The organism is Pseudomonas farris (assembly GCF_019145235.1).
In the GTDB taxonomy this organism is placed as follows: domain Bacteria; phylum Pseudomonadota; class Gammaproteobacteria; order Pseudomonadales; family Pseudomonadaceae; genus Aquipseudomonas; species Aquipseudomonas farris.
In genome coordinates this window covers 212,981-232,669 of sequence record NZ_JAHSTV010000004.1, presented here as the reverse complement: position 1 = coordinate 232,669, position 19,689 = coordinate 212,981, and the positions used below count along the sequence as shown (strand labels likewise).

General features: G+C 59.7%; 20 protein-coding genes. 14 read left to right on the top strand and 6 right to left on the bottom strand.

What is annotated here, in order from left to right; genetic code table 11:
* Nucleotides 1–31 precede the first annotated feature (31 nt).
* From KVG95_RS10130 to KVG95_RS10080, 11 genes are all read left to right on the top strand, one after another.
* Nucleotides 32–1,051, top strand: a complete 1,020-nt coding sequence (locus KVG95_RS10130) for an alpha-ketoacid dehydrogenase subunit beta (RefSeq protein ID WP_123721746.1) — start codon at nucleotides 32–34, stop codon at nucleotides 1,049–1,051.
* Nucleotides 1,048–2,160, top strand: a complete 1,113-nt coding sequence (locus tag KVG95_RS10125) for an acetoin dehydrogenase dihydrolipoyllysine-residue acetyltransferase subunit (RefSeq protein WP_217856126.1) — start codon at nucleotides 1,048–1,050, stop codon at nucleotides 2,158–2,160. The genes KVG95_RS10130 and KVG95_RS10125 overlap by 4 nt, the downstream gene beginning before the upstream one ends.
* A gap of 89 nt (nucleotides 2,161–2,249) precedes the next feature.
* Entirely contained in the window at nucleotides 2,250–3,314 is a 1,065-nt protein-coding gene (locus tag KVG95_RS10120) for a 2,3-butanediol dehydrogenase (RefSeq protein WP_225922997.1), read from the top strand.
* Nucleotides 3,315–3,538: 224 nt separating this feature from the next.
* Nucleotides 3,539–4,036: a Csu type fimbrial protein gene (locus KVG95_RS10115; protein ID WP_217856122.1), complete on the top strand. Its 498-nt coding sequence runs from the start codon at nucleotides 3,539–3,541 to the stop codon at nucleotides 4,034–4,036.
* A gap of 192 nt (nucleotides 4,037–4,228) precedes the next feature.
* The gene (locus tag KVG95_RS10110; protein ID WP_217856120.1) at nucleotides 4,229–4,729 is read left to right on the top strand and encodes a Csu type fimbrial protein; all 501 of its coding nucleotides are present in this window, start codon (nucleotides 4,229–4,231) and stop codon (nucleotides 4,727–4,729) included.
* 119 nt (nucleotides 4,730–4,848) lie between these two features.
* On the top strand, nucleotides 4,849–5,382 hold the full coding sequence (locus tag KVG95_RS10105) for a Csu type fimbrial protein (protein ID WP_217856118.1): 534 nt from the start codon (nucleotides 4,849–4,851) through the stop codon (nucleotides 5,380–5,382).
* A gap of 18 nt (nucleotides 5,383–5,400) precedes the next feature.
* Nucleotides 5,401–5,937 carry a Csu type fimbrial protein gene (locus tag KVG95_RS10100; protein WP_217856116.1) on the top strand — a complete coding sequence of 179 codons (537 nt, stop codon included), beginning with the start codon at nucleotides 5,401–5,403 and terminating at the stop codon, nucleotides 5,935–5,937.
* The gene (locus KVG95_RS10095; protein ID WP_367616739.1) at nucleotides 5,937–6,434 is read left to right on the top strand and encodes a Csu type fimbrial protein; all 498 of its coding nucleotides are present in this window, start codon (nucleotides 5,937–5,939) and stop codon (nucleotides 6,432–6,434) included. Before KVG95_RS10100 ends, KVG95_RS10095 begins: the two co-directional genes overlap by 1 nt.
* Nucleotides 6,435–6,465: 31 nt before the next feature.
* A complete protein-coding gene (locus tag KVG95_RS10090) occupies nucleotides 6,466–7,254 on the top strand; it encodes a fimbrial biogenesis chaperone (RefSeq protein WP_217856114.1) in 789 nt (262 codons plus the stop codon).
* A gap of 117 nt (nucleotides 7,255–7,371) precedes the next feature.
* Nucleotides 7,372–9,729, top strand: coding sequence for a fimbria/pilus outer membrane usher protein (locus tag KVG95_RS10085; RefSeq protein ID WP_217856495.1), 2,358 nt, complete (start codon nucleotides 7,372–7,374; stop codon nucleotides 9,727–9,729).
* Between the two features lie 68 nt (nucleotides 9,730–9,797).
* Nucleotides 9,798–10,745, top strand: coding sequence for a Csu type fimbrial protein (locus KVG95_RS10080; protein ID WP_437180791.1), 948 nt, complete (start codon nucleotides 9,798–9,800; stop codon nucleotides 10,743–10,745).
* Nucleotides 10,746–10,812: 67 nt separating this feature from the next.
* On the opposite strand, the gene KVG95_RS10075 is transcribed toward KVG95_RS10080, so the two are convergent.
* Genes KVG95_RS10075 through KVG95_RS10050 form a run of 6 tightly spaced genes read right to left on the bottom strand, consistent with a single transcriptional unit; the run spans nucleotide 10,813 to nucleotide 17,001 of the window.
* Nucleotides 10,813–12,327, bottom strand: coding sequence for an ABC transporter substrate-binding protein (locus tag KVG95_RS10075; RefSeq protein ID WP_217856110.1), 1,515 nt, complete (start codon nucleotides 12,325–12,327; stop codon nucleotides 10,813–10,815).
* A 33-nt stretch (nucleotides 12,328–12,360) separates the two neighbouring features.
* On the bottom strand, nucleotides 12,361–13,332 hold the full coding sequence (locus KVG95_RS10070) for an ABC transporter ATP-binding protein (protein WP_217856108.1): 972 nt from the start codon (nucleotides 13,330–13,332) through the stop codon (nucleotides 12,361–12,363).
* Complete coding sequence (locus tag KVG95_RS10065) at nucleotides 13,329–14,315, bottom strand: ABC transporter ATP-binding protein (protein ID WP_217856105.1); 987 nt, start codon at nucleotides 14,313–14,315, stop codon at nucleotides 13,329–13,331. The genes KVG95_RS10070 and KVG95_RS10065 overlap by 4 nt, the downstream gene beginning before the upstream one ends.
* Nucleotides 14,312–15,166: an ABC transporter permease gene (locus KVG95_RS10060; protein WP_217856103.1), complete on the bottom strand. Its 855-nt coding sequence runs from the start codon at nucleotides 15,164–15,166 to the stop codon at nucleotides 14,312–14,314. The genes KVG95_RS10065 and KVG95_RS10060 overlap by 4 nt, the downstream gene beginning before the upstream one ends.
* A complete protein-coding gene (locus KVG95_RS10055; RefSeq protein WP_038983062.1) occupies nucleotides 15,163–16,110 on the bottom strand; it encodes an ABC transporter permease in 948 nt (315 codons plus the stop codon). Before KVG95_RS10055 ends, KVG95_RS10060 begins: the two co-directional genes overlap by 4 nt.
* A gap of 3 nt (nucleotides 16,111–16,113) precedes the next feature.
* Nucleotides 16,114–17,001: a proline iminopeptidase-family hydrolase gene (locus tag KVG95_RS10050; RefSeq protein WP_217856102.1), complete on the bottom strand. Its 888-nt coding sequence runs from the start codon at nucleotides 16,999–17,001 to the stop codon at nucleotides 16,114–16,116.
* A 180-nt stretch (nucleotides 17,002–17,181) separates the two neighbouring features.
* On the opposite strand from KVG95_RS10050, the gene KVG95_RS10045 reads away from it, so the two are divergent.
* The 3 genes from KVG95_RS10045 (at nucleotide 17,182) to KVG95_RS10035 (ending at nucleotide 19,498) form a co-directional block, all read left to right on the top strand.
* The gene (locus tag KVG95_RS10045; RefSeq protein WP_217856100.1) at nucleotides 17,182–17,940 is read left to right on the top strand and encodes a LuxR family transcriptional regulator; all 759 of its coding nucleotides are present in this window, start codon (nucleotides 17,182–17,184) and stop codon (nucleotides 17,938–17,940) included.
* Nucleotides 17,941–18,033: 93 nt separating this feature from the next.
* Nucleotides 18,034–18,978, top strand: a complete 945-nt coding sequence (locus KVG95_RS10040) for a proline iminopeptidase-family hydrolase (protein WP_217856099.1) — start codon at nucleotides 18,034–18,036, stop codon at nucleotides 18,976–18,978.
* A 217-nt stretch (nucleotides 18,979–19,195) separates the two neighbouring features.
* Complete coding sequence (locus tag KVG95_RS10035; protein ID WP_217856098.1) at nucleotides 19,196–19,498, top strand: hypothetical protein; 303 nt, start codon at nucleotides 19,196–19,198, stop codon at nucleotides 19,496–19,498.
* Nucleotides 19,499–19,689 lie beyond the last annotated feature (191 nt).

Here is a 19,689-nt window from a genome sequence, read left to right as displayed (position 1 = left end):
GCCCCCTATAACAAGAATCGAGACCTTTATCATGGCGAGAAAAATCAGTTATCAGCAGGCAATCAACGAAGCCCTGGCCCAGGAGATGCGCCGCGACCCCAGCGTGTTCATCATGGGGGAAGACGTTGCCGGCGGTGCCGGTGCTCCCGGTGAAAACGACGCCTGGGGCGGCGTGCTGGGCGTGACCAAGGGCCTCTATCACCAATTTCCCGGACGCGTGCTGGACACGCCGCTGTCGGAGTTGGGTTATGTCGGTGCCGCCGTCGGCGCAGCGACCTGTGGCGTACGCCCGGTGTGTGAATTGATGTTTGTCGACTTTGCCGGTTGCTGTCTGGACCAGATCCTCAATCAGGCGGCCAAGTTTCGCTACATGTTCGGTGGCAAGGCCTCCACCCCGTTGGTGATTCGCACCATGGTCGGCGCGGGCCTGCGGGCAGCCGCCCAACACTCGCAAATGCTCACATCGCTGTGGACCCACATCCCCGGGCTGAAAGTCGTCTGCCCGTCATCACCTTATGACGCCAAGGGCCTGTTGATCCAGGCTATCCGTGACAACGACCCGGTGATTTTCTGCGAACACAAACTGCTCTACAGCATGCAAGGCGAGGTGCCGGAAGAGCTCTACACCATCCCGTTCGGTGAAGCCAACTTCCTGCGCGATGGCAAGGACGTGACCCTGGTCTCCTACGGGCGCATGGTCAATACAGCGATGGACGCAGCCCGCAGCCTGGCAGGGCGAGGCATTGATTGCGAGGTCATCGACCTGCGCACCACCAGCCCGCTGGACGAAGACAGCATTCTCGAAAGCGTTGAAAAGACCGGGCGCCTGGTGGTGATCGACGAAGCCAACCCGCGCTGTTCCATGGCCACTGACATCTCGGCCCTGGTGGCGCAAAAAGCCTTCGCCTCGCTCAAGGCGCCCATCGAGATGGTCACGGCGCCGCACACGCCGGTGCCATTCTCCGACGCCCTGGAAGACCTCTATATCCCTGACGCGGCGAAGATCGAAAACGCCGTTCTCAAGTTGATCGAGTGGAGCAAGCGTTCATGAGCCAGATCCATACCCTGACCATGCCCAAGTGGGGCTTGTCCATGACTGAAGGCCGGGTCGATGTCTGGCTCAAGGAGGAGGGCCAGGCGATCGCCAAGGGCGATGAAGTACTCGACGTAGAAACCGACAAAATTTCCAGCAGCGTCGAAGCGCCGTTTTCCGGTGTGCTGCGTCGACAGATCGCGCGCCAGGATGAAACCCTCGCGGTCGGTGCGTTGCTCGGCATCGTGGTTGACGGCGAAGCCAGTGAGGCCGAAATCGATGCGGTGATCGAGCAGTTCCAGGCTGCGTTCGTGCCGGGTGAGGGCGCTGAGGAAGACAGTGGGCCGAAGCCGCAGAAGGTCGAACTGGACGGGCGGCTGATCCGTTACTTCGAGCGCGGCGAAGGCGGGGTGCCGTTGGTGCTGGTTCACGGATTTGGCGGTGACCTGAACAATTGGATGTTCAATCATGAAGCGTTGGCCGCCGAACGCCGGGTGATAGCTCTGGATCTGCCGGGCCATGGCGAGTCGACCAAACAGCTGGAGCGGGCAGATCTGGATGAGCTGAGCGGGGTGTTGCTGGCGCTGCTCGATCATCTGGATGTTCCCGTGGCGCATCTGGCAGGTCATTCCATGGGCGGTGCGGTGGTGCTGAACACCACGCGTCTGGCGCCCCATCGGGTGCGTTCCCTGAGCTTGATCGGCAGCGCTGGTCTGGGCGCGGAAATCAACGGCGATTACCTGCAAGGTTTTGTCGATGCAGCCAGCCGCAATGCCCTCAAACCACAGCTGGTGCAACTGTTCTCCGACCCCGAACTGGTCAATCGGCAGATGCTCGAAGACATGCTCAAGTACAAGCGCCTGGAAGGGGTGGACACAGTCCTGCGCCAGCTGGTTTCGGGGTTGTTCAAAGAAGGGCGGCAACAGCTCGATCTGCGCGGCGTGGTGCAAGACGGCCGGCAGCCGGTGTTGCTGATCTGGGGCAGTGACGACGCGATCATTCCTGCGACCCATAGCGTTGGCCTGACAGCCCAAATCGAAATCCTGCCGGGCCAGGCGCACATGGTGCAGATGGAAGCGGCCGAGCAGGTCAATCGGTTGATCCTGGACTTTGTGCAACAACACTAATGCTCCCTTGGCGACCATTTGCAGGTCGCCAAGGCCAACGACTTCAAGGAGATTCCAGCATGAGCCTTTTGATCAACCCGACCCGCAGCATGCGTGCCGCTGTCTGGCATGGCCGTCACGATATCCGTGTCGAAGACGTTCCGTTGCCCGTGTCGCCACCCGCGGGCTGGGTCCAGATTCGTGTGCAATGGTGCGGTATTTGCGGCTCCGACCTGCATGAATACGTGGCCGGGCCGGTGTTCATCCCGGTGGATGCGCCGCACCCGCTGACCGGGATCAAGGGGCAGTGCATTCTCGGTCACGAGTTCTGTGGCGAGATCGTCGAAATCGGAGCCGGTGTCCAGGGGTTCAACGTTGGCGAACCGGTGGCAGCCGATGCCTGTCAGCACTGTGGCACGTGTTATTACTGCACCCATGGGTTGTACAACATTTGCGAGAACCTGGCCTTCACCGGGCTGATGAACAACGGTGCGTTCGCTGAGTTGGTCAACGTGCCGGCCAATCTGCTCTACAAGTTGCCGGCCAACTTCCCCGCTGAAGCCGGGGCGTTGATCGAACCGTTGGCAGTGGGCATGCACGCGGTGAAAAAGGCCGGAAGTTTGCTGGGGAAAAATGTGGTGGTGGTTGGCGCGGGCACTATCGGCCTGTGCACCATCATGTGTGCCAAGGCTGCTGGAGCGGCGCAGGTCATCGCCATGGAAATGTCAGGAGCGCGCAAGGCCAAGGCTCTGGAGGTAGGGGCGAGCCATGTGCTAGACCCCAATGAATGTGACGCTCTGGCAGAAGTGCGGCGGCTGACCGGTGGACTTGGGGCGGATGTCAGCTTCGAATGCATCGGTAACAAACACACGGCCAAGCTCGCTATCGACCTGATCCGCAAGGCCGGCATGTGTGTGCTGGTGGGCATCTTCGAGGAACCCAGCGAGTTCAATTTCTTCGAGTTGGTCGCCACCGAAAAACAGGTGCTGGGTGCGCTTGCCTACAACGGTGAGTTCGCCGATGTGATCGCCTTTATTGCCGACGGCCGGCTGGACATCACACCGCTGGTAACCGGGCGCATTCAGCTGGAACAGATCGTCGGGCAGGGCTTTGAGGAATTGGTCAACAACAAGGAGCATAACGTGAAAATCATCGTGTCACCTGCCCGAATCTAAGGCCACCTGAAGCGTGCTGCCACGAAAACATACGTGTGAGGCCCACTCTGGACTACGCTTTGGCATCCAGGCTGGACGATCAGGCCCTTTCAGGGCACTGAAGAAACCTGATCGTTCGCCAAGTGCTACAGGGAGTTATCACCATGATGTTTTTGCATTGCACGCAGACCTCCTCACATCCCCGTTGGGCCAGTAACGACACGCTGCCAGGCAAGAAAACTCGGATGCAGCGCGATAGGGGCATTCTCGCCCGTATCGGCATCCTCAGTGTTTTTTCGCTCAGTCTGTTACCCACTCCGGCTATTTCAGCTACCTCCACTGCAACCTTCACCGTTTCCGCAAGCATCGTGGCCGGTTGCGGGATCACTGCCTCTCCTTTGGCTTTCGGCGCCTATACAGGTGTGCAAGCCGATGCCGAGTCCAGTCTATCGGTCAACTGCACCAACACGACGGCCTATAGTGTCGGCCTCGGTGCCGGGACGAGTGGCGGCACCGCGACAGCCCGGCAGATGTCCGGCACTCCCGCAGGCATTCTGTTCTATGCGCTGTACTCGGACGTCACTCGGGCGACCAATTGGGGTGACACCGGTGGCACCGGTCTCATCACTGGAACCGGCAGCGGCGCCGTCCAGGTCATCCCGGTCTATGGTCGGGTGGTGGCGGGGCAGCTTAGTCCGCCGGGCACCTATGCCGACACCATGACAGCCACCGTCACCTTTTGACCTTGAAGACCGTGGTCAAGCACGGTTTTTTCCTTCTGAAATCCTGCCGATACCCTGATAAACACGAAATATGTCCCTTCGTCGCAAAGGTGCGGATTTGACGTATTGTTTCCCCCTTGAATGCTAACCTCAGCCTGCGAATAACCCCTTAAAGGGAATGGGAATTTGAACGGACTCGGGGTTTTGGCAGTCATGAGCACAATGCTCAGTGCGACAGCGCTGGCGGCGCAGCTTCAGGTTGAGGTCCGGGTCAATGTGCAGCGCGGTTGCCAGTTGGTTGGCCAACAGCGTGAGGCGGGTATCGAGCAATTGGGCGTCCTCGACTTCGGCACCACCGCCCGCCTGGACGATCCGGCAGGGCCATTGAGCGCAGCACTGATTGATACACGCCTGCCACGCCTGGAATGCAATCCCGATACCCCTTACCAATTACAGGTCGACGGCGGCCTGCATGGCGGCGTTGGCGAGGTCCGCTATCTGGCAGGCAGTGCAGAGCACAGCAAACCCATTCCTTATCGCCTCTATCAAGACGCCGCACGGCAGATTCCGCTGCCGGTGAATGTGCTCTTGAGTGGGCGGGTGCCGGATTCAGGTACGGTGGATTTGCCTCTGTATGCCCGTATCGAACGGCTGGCCGAGATCCCCCGCGTCAGCCGTTATTCCGATCTCTTGAAAGTGACCGTGAGCTGGTAGCAAGGCAGCAAGGCATTGAGTGACACCCTGCCCGATGGATTCGGGCAGCACAAGGAACGTCGTTCGCAAGCGGACGGCCAATGTTTGAATCCTGATGGAATTAGGATCGGTGCAAGACGATGAAGAGTTGGGTGGTAATGACCCTTGGCACAGTTTTACTACTGGCTGAGGAGGCGCAAGCGGCGATCAGCGGTCAGATTGATGCGCGGCTGACCATCATCGCCAGTTGTGCAGTGACCAATGACATTACCAACAGCGCCGGCAGTCCGGTCGGTGATTTCAGCCTGTTGGATTTCGGCTCGCAAGGTCCGACCTGGACCAACCCGATCAACGCCAACCTGAGTGATGCCGGCAACGGCACGCTGGAAGTTTCCTGCAACCCGTCGGTCACCGGTTTCACCGTGACCATCGATGGCGGCACCCATGGCGACGGCACCACGCGGCGTCTGAGCAATGGTACCCAGACCATCCCTTATCAATTGTTCCTCGATGCTTCCGGTGGCGACAGTTACCGCATCGGTCAACAACGCAATTTCGCTGTTACCCATGGAGGTCAGGTACCAATCCCGGTATTTGGCTCGGTGGTCGCGAATACCCGCGCGGTTCCCGCAGGGGTGTATACCGACACCCTGACGGTCACGCTGGATTGGTAAACCCAGAGGATGGACATCATGCATAAGCTCGTATCAAGGATTGGTTTATCAGCGCTCGTTCTGGCGCTGGCCGGCAATGCTCAGGCAGCCACATCTGCCGGCCAGATCACCACCAGCATGACGCTCAGCAGCAGCTGTGAGATCAACGGTGCCCCCGGCGGGGCTACCGGGGTGGACTTCGGTGTGCTGGACTTCGGCACCACCGGCAGTCTGTTCACCACCGCGAACGGGGCGGTGCTCGCTGGCGGCGGTGGCGCACTGTCGATTCTCTGCTCCAGCGGCACCTTACCGACCGTCACCGTCGGTGCTGGCGCCAATGACGGCGGATCTGTCGGTGGCACCCGCGCACTGACCGATGATGGTACCAACTTCGTGCCTTACGACCTGTACACCGATTCTGGTCGTACGCAGGTCCTGGCGATCGACGGGGTGATCACACTCGCAGAAAGTACCGGGGTAGCGCAGACGGTGAATATTTACGGCAAGGCCGTGGGCAAGGCCGGCCTGCCCGCAGGCGTCTACTCGGACGCTGTCGCCGTTGTATTGACCTTCTAGTGCAATGGAGTCCTGCCGCGCTGATCCTGATCGGCGCGACTGGTTTGCCTCTGCCGCTGGCGGCGGGCACCAGTCAGAGTTTTCAGGTTAGCGCGACAGTGACAGCGGCATGTCAGGTGATGGGCGGGGTTTCCACTTACGGCAACCTCGATTTCGGCACTCAATCGGCGTTGGCGACCAACACTGTTCAAGTGCAATTGAGCGACGGCATGCAGTTGCAATGCACGCCGGGCGTGAGCCTGAACATGAGCGTCGATGGCGGCCAGTACAACAGCAACGGGCGGCACCTGCAGCTTGATGACGGCAGTGCCCGTGTGGCCTATCAATTATTCAGTGACGCCACCTTGAGTGAGAGCTTGGGCATCGGTCAGAGCGTGGCCGTGGCCTATAGCGATGCGAACAACATCCGATTGCCTATTTACGCACAAGTGCAGTTACCGGGTGATCAGCCCGGAGGAATTTATAGCGACGTACTGCAGGTGCAGCTGTCGTGGTAGCTCGGTCGTTCGGGCATAAGGAGTAGGGCCTATGTATTCACCTTTGCGCAGGTTACCGGTCGCGCGTTGCGCTGTGCTGGCGATGGTATTGCTGGGCGGGGTCAAGGTGCAGGCGGCCAGTTCGGTGCTGATCTGGCCGATCGATCCGGTGCTGGAGGCCGATCAACAGGCGAGTGCGCTGTGGCTGGAAAATCGCGGCAACGAGACGGCGAATCTGCAGATCCGGGTGTTTGCCTGGAGCCAGAGTGGTTTCAGCGATCAGTATCAGAACCAGCGCGATGTCATTGGCAGCCCGCCGGTAGCGAAAATCGAACCCGGGCACAAGCAACTCGTGCGCCTGACCCGTACCCGCGATATACCGCCGGGGCAAGAGTTGGCCTATCGCATCATTATCGATGAAATCCCGGCGGCCCGACCGGTGACGGCCGAGGATGGCAAAACCGCTGCGGCCATCCGGTTTCAAATGCGCTATTCGGTGCCGTTGTTTGCCTATGGCGCCGGTCTGTGGAGCAAGGAAGACATGAACCGTAAACGCGACCCCAAAGGCGCCGGTGTGCCTGATCTGAGCTGGCGCAAAGTGGCGGTTGATGGCCGTTCCTACCTGGAGGTGCGCAATCAGGGCGCGGTGCATGCCCGGCTGACCGATGTCGCGTTCAAGCAGGGCGGTCAGACACGGCCGCTGGTTGAGGGATTGCTCGGTTATGTGCTGCCGGGGGCGATCATGCGGTGGCCGACACCGGGACCGATCAGTGCGGATCAGGCCTTGCAAGTACGGGTCAATGGTGCGCCGCAGGTTCAGAGTATTGCGCCGGCGCGGTGATAGCCCGGTGATGGGAACAGTGTGGCGAGGGAGCTTGCAAGCCCCCTAGCCACAGGTGTTGTGCGCGTCTCTTGATCGCCACAGTAAGGAATGTCCATTGACGGACGTAAAGCGGTGATGAGCCAGGATCGGGCTCGTGGTATCAAGCGTCCGCTGTGGGCCGCGATTGGAATGTGCTGTCTGGTATTCGCCCGCCACGGCTTGGCGGGAGACCTGCCGGCGGCCCCCAGCGGCATGGAGGCGATTGTCGATGCGCAATTGTTTCTGGAACTGGTCGTCAACCAAATGAATACCGGGCGTGTGGTGGCGGTGGAGCAGCGCGGCGGTCGCTTCTTTATGCCGGTCGCGGTGTTACGTGAAATTGGAATGAAGCTGCCGGAAAACCTTAGCGCCGAGGTCGCCCTCGACAGTCTGCAAGGTTTGCAAAGTGACTATGACAGTCAGGGGCAGCGGCTGTTATTAACCGTCCCGCCGGACTGGTTGCCGGAGCAGTTTGTCGGCAGCCGTGAGGCGTATCCACGCACCGTGGCATTGAGCAGTTTCGGCGCCTTGCTCAACTACGACCTGTACCTCAACGACACCGATGACAGCGGCACCTACCTCGCGGCCTGGAACGAGGTGCGGCTATTCGATAGTTGGGGCACGTTGTCCAACACCGGGCAATACCGACGCACGATTTCCGGAATCAGCAACGGCACACTGAACAACGGTTATCGGCGTTACGACACCACCTGGCGGTACTCCGATGATGAACGTCTGCTGACTTACGAGGCGGGCGATCTGGTCAGCGGCGCCTTGCCCTGGAGCAGTTCGGTGCGCCTGGGCGGTGTGCAAGTGTCGCGCGATTTCGGCGTGCGCCCAGACCTGGTGACCTACCCGTTGCCGCAGTTCGCCGGGGAAGCGGCGGTACCTTCATCGGTCGACCTGTTCATCAACGGCTACAAGTCCAGCAGCGCCGAGTTGCAGCCCGGTCCCTACACGCTGACCAACATTCCGTTCATCAACGGTGCGGGCGAGGCGGTGGTGGTCACGACCGATGCCCTCGGCCGACAGGTCTCGACCACCGTGCCGTTCTATGTCACCAGCAACCTGCTGCAAAAAGGCCTGATGGACTTCTCGGTGGCCGCCGGTAGCCTGCGCCGTGACTTCGGGATTCAGGATTTCGGTTACGGCCCGGGTGTGACCTCCGGCAGCCTGCGTTACGGTCTGAACGACAGTTTGACCCTCGAAACCCACGCCGAAGCCTCGGACGCGCTGGCCGTTGGTGGCGTTGGCGGCAACCTGCGCCTGAGCAATTTCGGTGTGCTCAACACGGCGGTCAGTCAAAGCCGGTTCGACGGTAATAGCGGTCAGCAAGTCAGCCTTGGTTATCAATACAGCAGCCAGCACTACAGCGTTTCTTATCAGCGCATGCAGCGCCGCGACCAATACGCCGACCTGACTGTTGTCGACAGCCCTTATCTCAGCCTCAGCCAGCGTAGCGAGCAGTTGACCCTGAGCGTCAGTCTTTACGGCTGGGGCAGCCTCGGCGCGGGCTATTTCGATGTGCGGGCGGCGGATGATTCGCGCACCCGGCTACTCAATCTGACCTGGAGCAAGCCACTGTGGCGCAATACCAGTTTTTACTTGTCGGCCAATCGCGAGATCGGCGATAGCGACTGGGCGATGCAGGCTCAATTGGTCATCCCGTTCGACCTGCGTGGCACCCTGAGTATGAGTGGCGAGCGCAGCAAGACCGGCGTAAGCCGCCAGCGCGTCAATTACAGTCGTGCTGTGCCCAGCGCCGGCGGCGTGGGCTTCAACCTCGGTTATGCCCACGACGAAGGCCCGGATTATCGTCAGGCCGACCTGACCTGGCGCCTGCAATCGGTGCAGTTGCAGGCTGGGGTTTACGGCAGCAGTGATGCCCAGACCCGCTGGGCCGATGCCAGCGGTTCGCTGGTGTGGATGGACCATCAAGTGTTCGTCGCCAATCGTATCGATGATGCCTTTGTCGTGGTCAGCACCGGTGGATTTGCCGATATTCCGGTGCGTTACGAGAATCAACGGGTGGGCCAGACGGATAAAAACGGTCATCTGCTGGTGCCGTGGAGCAGCGCCTACTATCGCGGCAAATATGAAATCGATCCACTGAACCTGCCGACCAATGTGCAGAGCTCGAATGTTGAACAACGCGTGGCGGTGCGCCGTGGCAGTGGCTACCTGCTGGAGTTTCCTCTGAGCCGGATCATTGCCGCGAGTGTTGTGTTGGTGGACGCGCAGCAACACGAATTGCCCTTGGGCAGCCGCGTGCGGCACGAGCAGAGCGGGACGCACGCGGTGGTCGGTTGGGACGGGCTGGTCTATCTGGAAAACCTGGAAGCGCATAACAGTTTGCAGGTGACCCTGGCCGATGGCCGGACTTGCCAGGCGCAGTTCACGCTGGACATGCAACAGGATCAGGTGCCGTTGATCGGGCCGCTGCTGTGTCAATGAATCGCCAATAGAACAGGGAGATGGGTGTGCAATTTTCTGATGGGTGGCCGGGTAAAGTGATCAGGCTGATGGCGATTTTTCTGCCGTGTGAGGCCTATGCCTTGTGCGAAGTGGCCAGTACTTCACCGGCCGGTTTTGGCTCGCTAAGTTCGATCGCGGTGCGTACTACTTTGCAAACCAGTTCCACCTCCCATGCCGGTTTGAGTTGCACCGGTTCGCTGGCGTCGTCATTGGTCAGCGATGATCATTTTTACGCCACCATTACGTCGGCAACTGCAGGAGCGGTCGGGCCAACCAGTGATGTGATTGGTTACACGCTGTTTGCCAACAACAGCACCAGCTATCCGATCACTCGCGGCGTAGCGTTCGACTTTGCCCGACACTCGATCATCGATGCCCTCGGCCTGCTTTCCAATCCAGCGGTTGCCAAGGCCCTACCGATCTACCTGAATACGATTATCGGCAGCAACGTGGCGGCCGGGATCTATTCTGAAACCCTGAATATTTTCTGGAGCTGGGATTATTGCCATGACTACGGTGGCGGTGGCAGTTGCCAGGGGCGAGACATCAACAGCGGTTCCACCAGCCTGACTGTGAATATGACCGTGGACAACGACTGCACGATCACTGCGCCGAACATCAGCTTTGGCAGCGCTTCGGTAATCAGCTCCTTCGCCACCGTCACCGGCCAGACGATCAACCTGGCCTGCACCAAGGGCAGTGCGTACACGGTGGGGCTGGACGATGGTCAACATGCTGACGGCGTGGGCGGGCGCAGGCGGATGATCTCAGGCAGCAATTACCTGGCTTATGACCTCTTCAAGAGCGCCGGAACCACCCGTTGGGGCAGCGTCGGCACGGCCCGTCGCACCAGTTCCGATGCCGAGGTCAACCCCGGCAACGGCTTGGGCACGGGCAGTCAGATCTTCAACTACAACGCCAAAATCTACATAGACCAGAGCACGCCGTCACCGGGAACCTATCTGGACAGTGTGGTGCTGGATGTGGGGTTTTAATCCCTGCTCCAGGTATAAAAAAAGGACCTCTGAAAAGAGGTCCATTTGTTTTCCATGCAACGATTGCTTAGTTCTTCACTGTTTCTTCAAGAGAGAAACGTCCCAGCGGATTCTGCTGGAAGTTTTCTATGTTCTTGCGCGAAATGTTGATGTACGGGCTGTAGTAAAGGTCGATCCAGTTGACGTCCTGTTTGGCGACCTTCTGTAGGTCGACGTACATCTGTTCACGCTTGGCCGGGTCCGCTTCCACTCGGGCGGCTGACACCAGATTCTTGACCTTGTCGTTCTTGTAGCGGGTCATGTAGTTCATGTTGGTGTCGTCGCCCAGAACGAAGGTGGTCTTCTGGTCCGGGTCAAGGATGTCGTTGGTCCAGTACATCACAGACAGGTCGTAGTCACCGTCGACCAGCATCTGCCAGCTCTGGGTGGGGTCGACCTTTTGCAGGGTGGCGGTCACACCGACGGCCGCCAGTTGCTGTTGAACCAGCACGGCAATTTGCTCATCGGCTTCGTTGCCGGCGTTGACCACGTAATTCAGCTTCATGCCCGCTGCGCCGGCATCGCTCAGCATCTGCTTGGCTTTGGCCGGGTCGAATGGACGCTTCAAGTTGTCGGCGTAGTGGTAAAGCGAGCCCTTGGGAATGTAGGAGTAAGCCTCCTGACCATGGCCGAAGGTGACGGTATCGACCACCGATTTTTTGTTGATCGCCATGTCCAGTGCCTGACGTACTTCAGGCTTGCTCAGCAGACCGTGCTCATGGTTGATCAACAGGTGATCTTCCCGAGTAGAAGGGTCGGAGTGGATAGTCAGGTTGGGGTCCTTGCGCAGCGCATCGACGCGCGAAAACGGTACGAAGATCGCTGAGTCCAGCTCACCTGCCTGCACCTTGAGCATCCGGGTATTGTCGTCAGGGATGGAAATCCACTCCACGCCATCCAGGCTGACTTTGTCGGCCTGCCAGAAATGCGGGTTCTTCTCCAGCTTCACGCGGTCGCCGCGCAGCCACTCTTTGACAAAAAATGCCCCTGAGACCACAGGCTCTTGCGCATAGGCATCTTCGCCCATACGGGTCATGGCCTTCTGCGAGAGAACCGACACGGTCGGCGAGGCCAGTTGCGAGAGGAACGGTACCGACGGGGTGGTCAGGGTAACGACCAGGGTACGCGGGTCGGCCGCTTTCGCCGTGTCGATCAGTTTGTAGGCATCGCTCCACAGCGAGGCCTTGTTATCGCGAGTGCGCAACAGACTGAATGCCGCATCATCGGCCGTGATCGGCGAGCCATCGGAGAACTTCGCCGCGCGCATTTTGAAGGTGTAGGTCAGGCCATCGTCGGAGACTTTCCAGCTTTCAGCCAGGCCGGGTTCCATCTTGCTGCCGGCCTTGTCGACCCGGATCAGTGTGTCGTAGACATTGGAAAACACCCAGGTATCGCGGTTTTGCGCGCTCTTGATCGGGTCGAACGTGGTGCTTTCTTCACGGCAACCGATGGTGAGTACACCGGCCGCCTGAGCAATGCCGCTGGCAAGGGTGCAAGCCGTCAATGTGGCCGCGGCGAGCAATTTCAAATGCCTGGATCTCATGGTCAAACTCCTTCTTGATGAGTACGTGGTTTTTTAAAACAGAGGCTCCTCGAGCACGCAGTCATAACGGCGAGCTTCGAGTTGACGGGTAGGGGGCGCCACCTGGCTACAAGCGGGACGAACGTAGCGACAGCGCGGGTGAAAAGCGCAGCCGGATGGCAGCTGCAAAGGGCTGGGCGGTTCTCCGGGCAACGGGTCGATGGGTAGCGCCCGGGCCGGATCGATTTCCGGAATCGACTGGATCAGCGCGGCGGTATAAGGATGTCGCGGGGCGCGAAATACTTCCTCCACGGGGCCTTCTTCGACGATCTTGCCCAGGTACATCACCGCCACCCGATCACAGAGCCGGCGAACGATCGCCAGATCATGGGCGATGAACACAATCGCCAGGTTCATGCGCTGGCGCAGCTCCAGCAGCAGGTTGATGATCTGCCCCTGGATGGACACGTCCAGCGCGGCCACGCATTCATCGGCGACGATCAGGCGCGGCTCCACGGCCAGCGCGCGGGCGATCCCGACACGCTGGCATTGGCCGCCGCTCAAGGCGTGCGGTTTGCGCGAGGCCAATTCGGGTCGCAGACCAACCAGCGTCAGCAGTTCATCGACTCGGGCGGCAATCAGCGATTGTGGCACCTTGCGTTGTACCCGGAGCACTTCCGCAAGGGTCTCACCGATGCTCAGGCGTGGATTGAGAGCGGCGTAAGGGTCTTGAAAAACCATCGCCGTCTCATGACGCAGCCGCTCGATGTCGACCTTCCCGGCGTGGGCCATGTCGATGCCGTCGAACAGCACCTGCCCGGCGTAGATCTCGTTAAGGTGCAGAATCGCCCGCCCCAGGCTGCTTTTACCGCTGCCCGACTCGCCGACCAGCCCGAGCGTTTCCCCGGCCGAGAGGGTCAGCGAAACGCCGTTGACGGCTGTCAGCCATTGCCGGTTCATGCCCAGCAGACCAGTGCCTGGCGCGGCGAAGCGCACCTGCAGATCCTTGACCTTGAGCAGGGTCATGAGCGGTCTCCGACGGCCAAGGGGTAATGGCAAGCGATGCGGTGTCCATGGCTGACGGGCTGCAAACTCGGCATCAGTGATGTGCATTGGCTGCCGGTTTGCTGGCAGCGCGGATTGAAGCGACACCCTTGGGGCAGGGCATCAAGCAGGGGCGGTTGCCCGGCGATGGTTTTGAGCAATGCGTGACCGTGACTGGTGGCCGGCTGACAGTCGATCAATCCAGCGGTGTAAGGGTGGCGTGGATACGCCAGCACTTCGTGTTTGTTGCCGTGCTCGCACAAGCGTCCGGCGTACATCACGGCAATCGAGTCGCAGGTCTGGGCAACGACCCCCAGGTCATGGGTGATCAAGATGATTGACAGGCCACGCTGGTCACGAAGATCGAGCAGCAGGCGCAGGATCTGCGCTTGCACCGTAACGTCGAGGGCGGTGGTCGGTTCGTCGGCGATCAGCACGTTGGGGTTGCAACCCAGTGCCACGGCGATCATCGCTCGCTGACGCATACCGCCGGAAAATTCGTGAGGGTAACAGTCGACTCGTTGCTGCGGATCGGGAATGCCCACTTGCCTAAGTACGTCGATGGCCTGGGCGCGGGCTTCGCGCTTGCTGGCGCCTTGGTGCAGACGAATACCCTCGCCAATCTGCTCGCCGATGCGCATCAAAGGATCGAGATGGCTGCTGGGGTTCTGGAAAATCATTCCCAGCTGACGCCCACGCATGCGACGCATGCCGGCCTCGTCCAGATGCAACAGATTTTCCCCGGCCAGTTGCACGGTTGTGCCTTCGACTCGCAGGTTCGGCGACGGCAGCAGCCTCATCAAACCGCGACAAGCCATGGTTTTGCCGGAGCCGCTTTCCCCCACCAGTCCGAGTACTTCACCCTCGGCCAGGTCAAAGGACAAGCGATCCACCAGCGTTACCTCGTGCTCACCCTTACGGGCGATGACGCTGAGCTCTTCGACCTTCAGCACAGGCGCACTCATGAGCGTTCACCCAGATGTTCGGCAACAGCGTCAGCCAGCAGGCTGAAGCCCATGGCCAGGGTGACGATCGCCAATCCCGGAAAGGTGCAGATCCACCAGGCGGAAGTAATGAAACTCTGGCCTTCGGCGACCATCGTGCCCCACTCGGCAGTCGGTGGTTGAACCCCGAGGCCGAGGTAACTGACCGCCGCGCCGTTGAGCAATACCAGCACCGCATCGGACATGGAAAACACGATCGAGCCGAACATCGCGTTCGGCAGCAGGTGCCGAAACAGAATGCGCCCATGACTGAAGCCGAGGCTTTTGGCGGCCAGGGCGAAATCGCTTTCCTTGAGGATCAGGATCTGCGAGCGGATCAACCGCGCGTAGGACACCCAGCCCACCAGGGCCATGGCGATGTAGAAACTCATCAGGCCGGGGCCGAGGATCGCCATGATCGCCAGCATCAACACCAGGAACGGGAAGGCCAGGATGATATCGATCAGGCGCATGCAGAACGTATCGAAACGCCCGCCAATATAGCCGGACAAGGCCCCGACACAGGTGCCGATCAGAAACGGAAAAATGACCCCGATCACTGCCAGCTGCAAGTCGATGCGGGCCGACCAGATCACTCGAGACAAGACGTCTCGGCCAAAATTGTCGGTGCCGAACGGGTGGGCCAGATGCGGGGCCAGCAGGCGAATATCGGTGTTCTGGGCGATGGGATCAAAGGGCGCGATCCAGGGCGCGAAGATCGCCAGCACTAGCCAACCGAGCAGGATTGTCAGGCCCAATCCCATTGCCAATCGAGGGTTGCGCAAACCCAGGCGCAGGTTCAGTCGGGGAACCGTCGTTGCCTGACTGCTCATCGGATTTTTACCCGTGGATCGATGGCTACCGTGATCACATCAGCGAGGAAGTTTACCGCCACGGTGGCGCAGGCCAGCACCATCGCCACGCCCTGGACCACCATGTAGTCACGAGTAAAGATACCTCGGACCAACAACTGGCCGATCCCGGGAATGGCGAACAGACTCTCGATGACCACTGTGCCGCTGATCAGCCAGCCGATGTTCACCGCCAGCAGGTTGACGGCGGGTACGAGTGAGTTGGGCAGCACATGCCGACGAAACACCGCGTCTTCAGACAGACCGCGAGCCCGGGCTGCCGTGACATGGTCGGCTTGCAACTCCATCAGCATGCTTGCCCGCAGATTGCGTACCAGCACCGCCGATAACGCCAGGGCAATGGTCAGGCAGGGCAGGACCATGTGGTGCAGTTTGTCCAGCCAGGAGCGGCCGTAGCCGGAAACCGGGAACCAGCCCAGTTGCACACTGAATAGCAGGATCAACATGATCCCCAGCCAGAACGCCGGCATGCCGAGCCCGGCGGTGGTGAACAGGCGGATCAGGTTGTCGCCCCAGCCACCCTTGTTGCGGGCCGCAACGGTGGCCAGCGGCACCGCGATCAACATTGCCAGCAGCACACTGCCAAGCACCAGAAACAGCGTGGGCTCGATGCGTGTGCTGATCAGCTTCAAGGCGTCGACCTTGTACAGCAATGACTGGCCAAGATCGCCGTTGAACAGGTTTTTCAGGAAGTAGAAGTACTGCATCCACAGCGGCTGATCGAGGCCGAACTGAGCGCGAACCCTGAGCAGCCCCTCCGGCGTACTGCGCGAGCCGAGCAGGGCGCGCGCCGGGTCGCCGGGAATCGAGCGCACTAGCACAAACGTGATGAGACTGATGCCGAACAGCACCGGCAGCAGTTGCAGGGGCCGTGACAGGATGAAACGGTAACGCGACAGATTCATCGACTAACCTCGGTGCCGCTGGAGGAAATCCAGCAACACCGGAAAGTAGGCGTGAGGTTCTTCATAGAAGGGCATATGGCTGCTGTTGGGGAACACATGCAGCGCAGCATCCTTGAGCGCCATTTTCATGCGCATGGCACAGGCGGGTGTGAGTTCGTCGTGTTGGCCGGTGGTAATCAATACCGGCATGGTGAAGTCGGCCATTTCCTGCAGACGGTTCCAGTTTTTCAGGTTGCCGACATAGAGAAACTCATTCGGCCCCTGCATGGTTGTGTAGGGCCCCATGTTCCAGTCGCCCAGAGAGCGCGTGACCGGTGCCGGCCACTCGTCCAGGCGGCAGACGTGGCGATAGTTGAGGAGGGTGATCGCCGCTTGGTATTGCGGGTGATCGAGGGTGCCCATGGCTTCATGGCGTTGCATCATGGCCACGGTTTCGCTGCCCAGCGCGCCACGCAGACGCTCCAGTTCCTGAGACAGGTGGGGGATATCGCCTACCGTGTTTTCCAGAATCAGGGTTTTGAGTGCGTGAGGGTGGTAAATGGCGTATTCGATCGCCAGCCAGCCGCCCCAGGAGTGCCCCAGCAAGTGCACCCGGCCCAGGTCGAGGGCCTGACGGACGGTTTCCACCTCAGCGACATAACGGGTGATGTCCCAGAGGGACGGGTCTTCGGGTCTGTCAGACGCCCCGGTGCCGAGTTGGTCGAAGGCGACAACGCGCAGCCCCTTGTCCTTGAGCCAGCCATGGGCGTCACGCAGATAATCGCAGGGAAGCCCCGGGCCTCCATTGAGGCACAGTAGGACCTCATCGCCCTCGCCAAAGCTATAAACCACCAGATTGTGGCCATCGACCTTGACGTTATAGTGCTGGTCCGGCTCGATTTCACGCCACATCGCAACTCTCCCTTTATGATGCTGACCGGTTCGCAGGCAAACTAAATGGCCTACCTTACTGAGTAAGTCATGTGCCCAAAAGCTAGTATTTGTTATAGGTTTGGTCTGGCAGTCCCTCGCCGAGGCGTGGCATTCTACGTGCTGAATTTCAGGATTGAAATTAATTAGGGAGGGCAATGGATGCAGACGAAGCTATCAGACCTCAATCCCCGTCTGTTGTCGGGCAAGAGCCTGGATGAGCTGATGGACAACGCCTTGCTGTTGGCCGAAGAGCTGGGCTTTGAGGCCTTGGTGTACGACTACAGCCCGGTACCGCTGGACCATGAAGGCAAGTTGATCACGCCCGCGGTGCTCAAACTGCGCAACACACCAGCCGATTGGCATGCGCGTTGGTGTGCAGAGGGTTACTACCAGATCGACCCTGTCCAGCAGGTAGCACTCAATTGTGTTTCACCCTTTGTCTGGTCTTACAAACCCGGGACTGACACCGTGCTGGAGCCGGTCATCAGTCAGTGCCATGCGCCAGTGGTGAATTATCTGGAAGACGCGCAGATGACCTGTGGTGTGTCGGTCCCGATTCATCTGCCCAGAGGCGGCTTTGCCTCCTTGACCGGGCTGCGTACCGCCAGCAGCAGTGTCCTTTGCGATGCCCGGCGGACCCTGGCGGATTTCAGCCTGATTTCCCATGCCTTGCAGGAAGCGGCCTATCCGTTGCTTGGCAAAGAGGCTCACACGCCTCCCATTCACCTGACCAAACGTGAACGCGAGTGCCTTAAATGGGCGGCTGAGGGCCTGACCGCCGCCGAGATTGCCAGTCATCTGAATCGCTCATTGGCCACCATCAGCCTCCACCTGACCTCGGCCATGCATAAACTCGGGGCCAAGAATCGGGTCCAGGCCGTGGTTCGGGCTACCCACTATCGATTGCTCGATAGCTGAAATAGGGCAGAAACCTATTTGTTTCTCTAGTTATTTCGAAAATCTGATCCCGGTATCGTGTGCCGTACGGTTTTTCAGGGGCGGCAAACAGAAATGGAATCTATCGGAATACGTGAAGGCTTCGCACCTTTTGGTCCTTATCAGACCTGGTACCGCGTCACGGGTCACTTCGACGGTAAAAACACGCCGCTGGTGATTCTGCATGGCGGCCCGGGCTGCACGCATGATTACGTCGACGCTTTCAAGGACATCGCCGCGAGTGGCTATCCGGTGGTTCATTACGATCAACTGGGTAACGGTCGCTCGACCCACCTGCCGGAAAAAGATGCCTCGTTCTGGAACGTAGCGCTGTTTCTCGATGAACTGGACAACCTGCTGGATCATCTGGAAATCAGCGACAATTACGCGCTGCTGGGGCAATCCTGGGGTGGCATGCTCGCCAGTGAGCACGCCGTACGGCAACCTGCGGGGCTGCGGGCCTTGATTGCCGCCAATTCCCCTTCGGATATGCGCGTCTGGGTTGAGGAAGCTAACCGTTTACGTCAATTGTTGCCTGTCGGCGTACATGAAACGTTGCTTGAACACGAACGGGCAGGGGATTTTCAAGCGGTCGCCTATCAGGAAGCTTCGAGGGTCTTTTACGACAACCATGTGTGTCGCGTCCTTCCCTGGCCGGACGAAGTCGCGCGTACGTTTGCCCAGGTCGATGCCGATCCCACCGTTTACCATGCCATGAGCGGGCCGACGGAGTTTCATGTGATAGGCAGCCTGAAAAACTGGACCATTGTCGACCGCTTGCGGCACATCAACGTGCCGACGCTGGTGATCTCCGGTCGCTACGATGAAGCAACACCGACGGTGGTCAGACCTTATCTGGAGCAGATCCCGAACGTGCGTTGGGCGTTGTTCCAGAACTCCAGCCATATGCCTCATGTCGAGGAGCGGGTCGCCTGCATGGGGACGGTGGTGAGGTTCCTGGATGAGTGTATGCACGGGGCGATGGTTGGCAATCGCAAGCTTGAAGCGCTGATGCCCTGACCCGGGTGCCGTTACTGCAGACCAAACAAGCGCAGGGCGTTGCTGCGGCCGATTTTCTCCCATCGTTTTCGCTGATCAGCGCCTGGCCGGCCCCATTGCCGGATCGAGTCCAGCGGCCCTTGCTGTGGAGATCGCAGACACCATTCGTCAATTGCGCTGCACTCTGGCACTGACAGTGTCTCCAAAGAAGTTCCATTACCTCGTATTGGAGACTGATATGAAACCCGATCCTTCTACCACCAAAGATGAGCCCACCGAGGATTTGAGCAACCCCAATGACGACGGCTGCGTGCTCGGTACCGCTGGCCGCGATGAAGACCCGAACACCACCACAGACTGGGACAAGGAAAGGAACGCTGAAGACCATCGCCAAGGCCCGAGTGACGCCCGAGGGATGCCCGGTTACCCGCGTGAAGCGCCTGATGTACAGGCGCCATCGACTACCAAAACCCGGCCACAAACAAGCGAAGTAGAGCCCGGCATCGAAACGCCAGAACAGGACAACGACAAGGCCGGTTGATCTGCGCAGTGATCTTAAGCCGCAGGTGCCGCTACAACTTCAGGTTCACTCATCTCCACTGAAGACCCCGCAACCACAGCCTCGCTCTTACGGGAATTGGATCAAACCGAGCGCAGCCAGCGGCAGCGGGATCCACGCGGTCGCACGATGATCACGTGCATCGGAAATAAAGAACTCCTGAGCGCAAACGG

What these genes read in the sequence shown, in the direction of transcription:
- KVG95_RS10055 (WP_038983062.1), bottom strand. Translation starts at nt 16,110, where the DNA reads ATGAATCTGTCGCGTTACCGTTTCATCCTGTCACGGCCCCTGCAACTG.
- KVG95_RS10080 (WP_437180791.1), top strand. Translation starts at nt 9,798, where the DNA reads ATGGCGATTTTTCTGCCGTGTGAGGCCTATGCCTTGTGCGAAGTGGCC.
- KVG95_RS10035 (WP_217856098.1), top strand. Translation starts at nt 19,196, where the DNA reads ATGAAACCCGATCCTTCTACCACCAAAGATGAGCCCACCGAGGATTTG.
- KVG95_RS10120 (WP_225922997.1), top strand. Translation starts at nt 2,250, where the DNA reads ATGCGTGCCGCTGTCTGGCATGGCCGTCACGATATCCGTGTCGAAGAC.
- KVG95_RS10110 (WP_217856120.1), top strand. Translation starts at nt 4,229, where the DNA reads ATGAGCACAATGCTCAGTGCGACAGCGCTGGCGGCGCAGCTTCAGGTT.
- KVG95_RS10085 (WP_217856495.1), top strand. Translation starts at nt 7,372, where the DNA reads ATGAGCCAGGATCGGGCTCGTGGTATCAAGCGTCCGCTGTGGGCCGCG.
- KVG95_RS10040 (WP_217856099.1), top strand. Translation starts at nt 18,034, where the DNA reads ATGGAATCTATCGGAATACGTGAAGGCTTCGCACCTTTTGGTCCTTAT.
- KVG95_RS10060 (WP_217856103.1), bottom strand. Translation starts at nt 15,166, where the DNA reads ATGAGCAGTCAGGCAACGACGGTTCCCCGACTGAACCTGCGCCTGGGT.
- KVG95_RS10100 (WP_217856116.1), top strand. Translation starts at nt 5,401, where the DNA reads ATGCATAAGCTCGTATCAAGGATTGGTTTATCAGCGCTCGTTCTGGCG.
- KVG95_RS10075 (WP_217856110.1), bottom strand. Translation starts at nt 12,327, where the DNA reads ATGAGATCCAGGCATTTGAAATTGCTCGCCGCGGCCACATTGACGGCT.
- KVG95_RS10090 (WP_217856114.1), top strand. Translation starts at nt 6,466, where the DNA reads ATGTATTCACCTTTGCGCAGGTTACCGGTCGCGCGTTGCGCTGTGCTG.
- KVG95_RS10115 (WP_217856122.1), top strand. Translation starts at nt 3,539, where the DNA reads ATGCAGCGCGATAGGGGCATTCTCGCCCGTATCGGCATCCTCAGTGTT.
- KVG95_RS10070 (WP_217856108.1), bottom strand. Translation starts at nt 13,332, where the DNA reads ATGACCCTGCTCAAGGTCAAGGATCTGCAGGTGCGCTTCGCCGCGCCA.
- KVG95_RS10125 (WP_217856126.1), top strand. Translation starts at nt 1,048, where the DNA reads ATGAGCCAGATCCATACCCTGACCATGCCCAAGTGGGGCTTGTCCATG.
- KVG95_RS10050 (WP_217856102.1), bottom strand. Translation starts at nt 17,001, where the DNA reads ATGTGGCGTGAAATCGAGCCGGACCAGCACTATAACGTCAAGGTCGAT.
- KVG95_RS10045 (WP_217856100.1), top strand. Translation starts at nt 17,182, where the DNA reads ATGCAGACGAAGCTATCAGACCTCAATCCCCGTCTGTTGTCGGGCAAG.
- KVG95_RS10105 (WP_217856118.1), top strand. Translation starts at nt 4,849, where the DNA reads ATGAAGAGTTGGGTGGTAATGACCCTTGGCACAGTTTTACTACTGGCT.
- KVG95_RS10065 (WP_217856105.1), bottom strand. Translation starts at nt 14,315, where the DNA reads ATGAGTGCGCCTGTGCTGAAGGTCGAAGAGCTCAGCGTCATCGCCCGT.
- KVG95_RS10130 (WP_123721746.1), top strand. Translation starts at nt 32, where the DNA reads ATGGCGAGAAAAATCAGTTATCAGCAGGCAATCAACGAAGCCCTGGCC.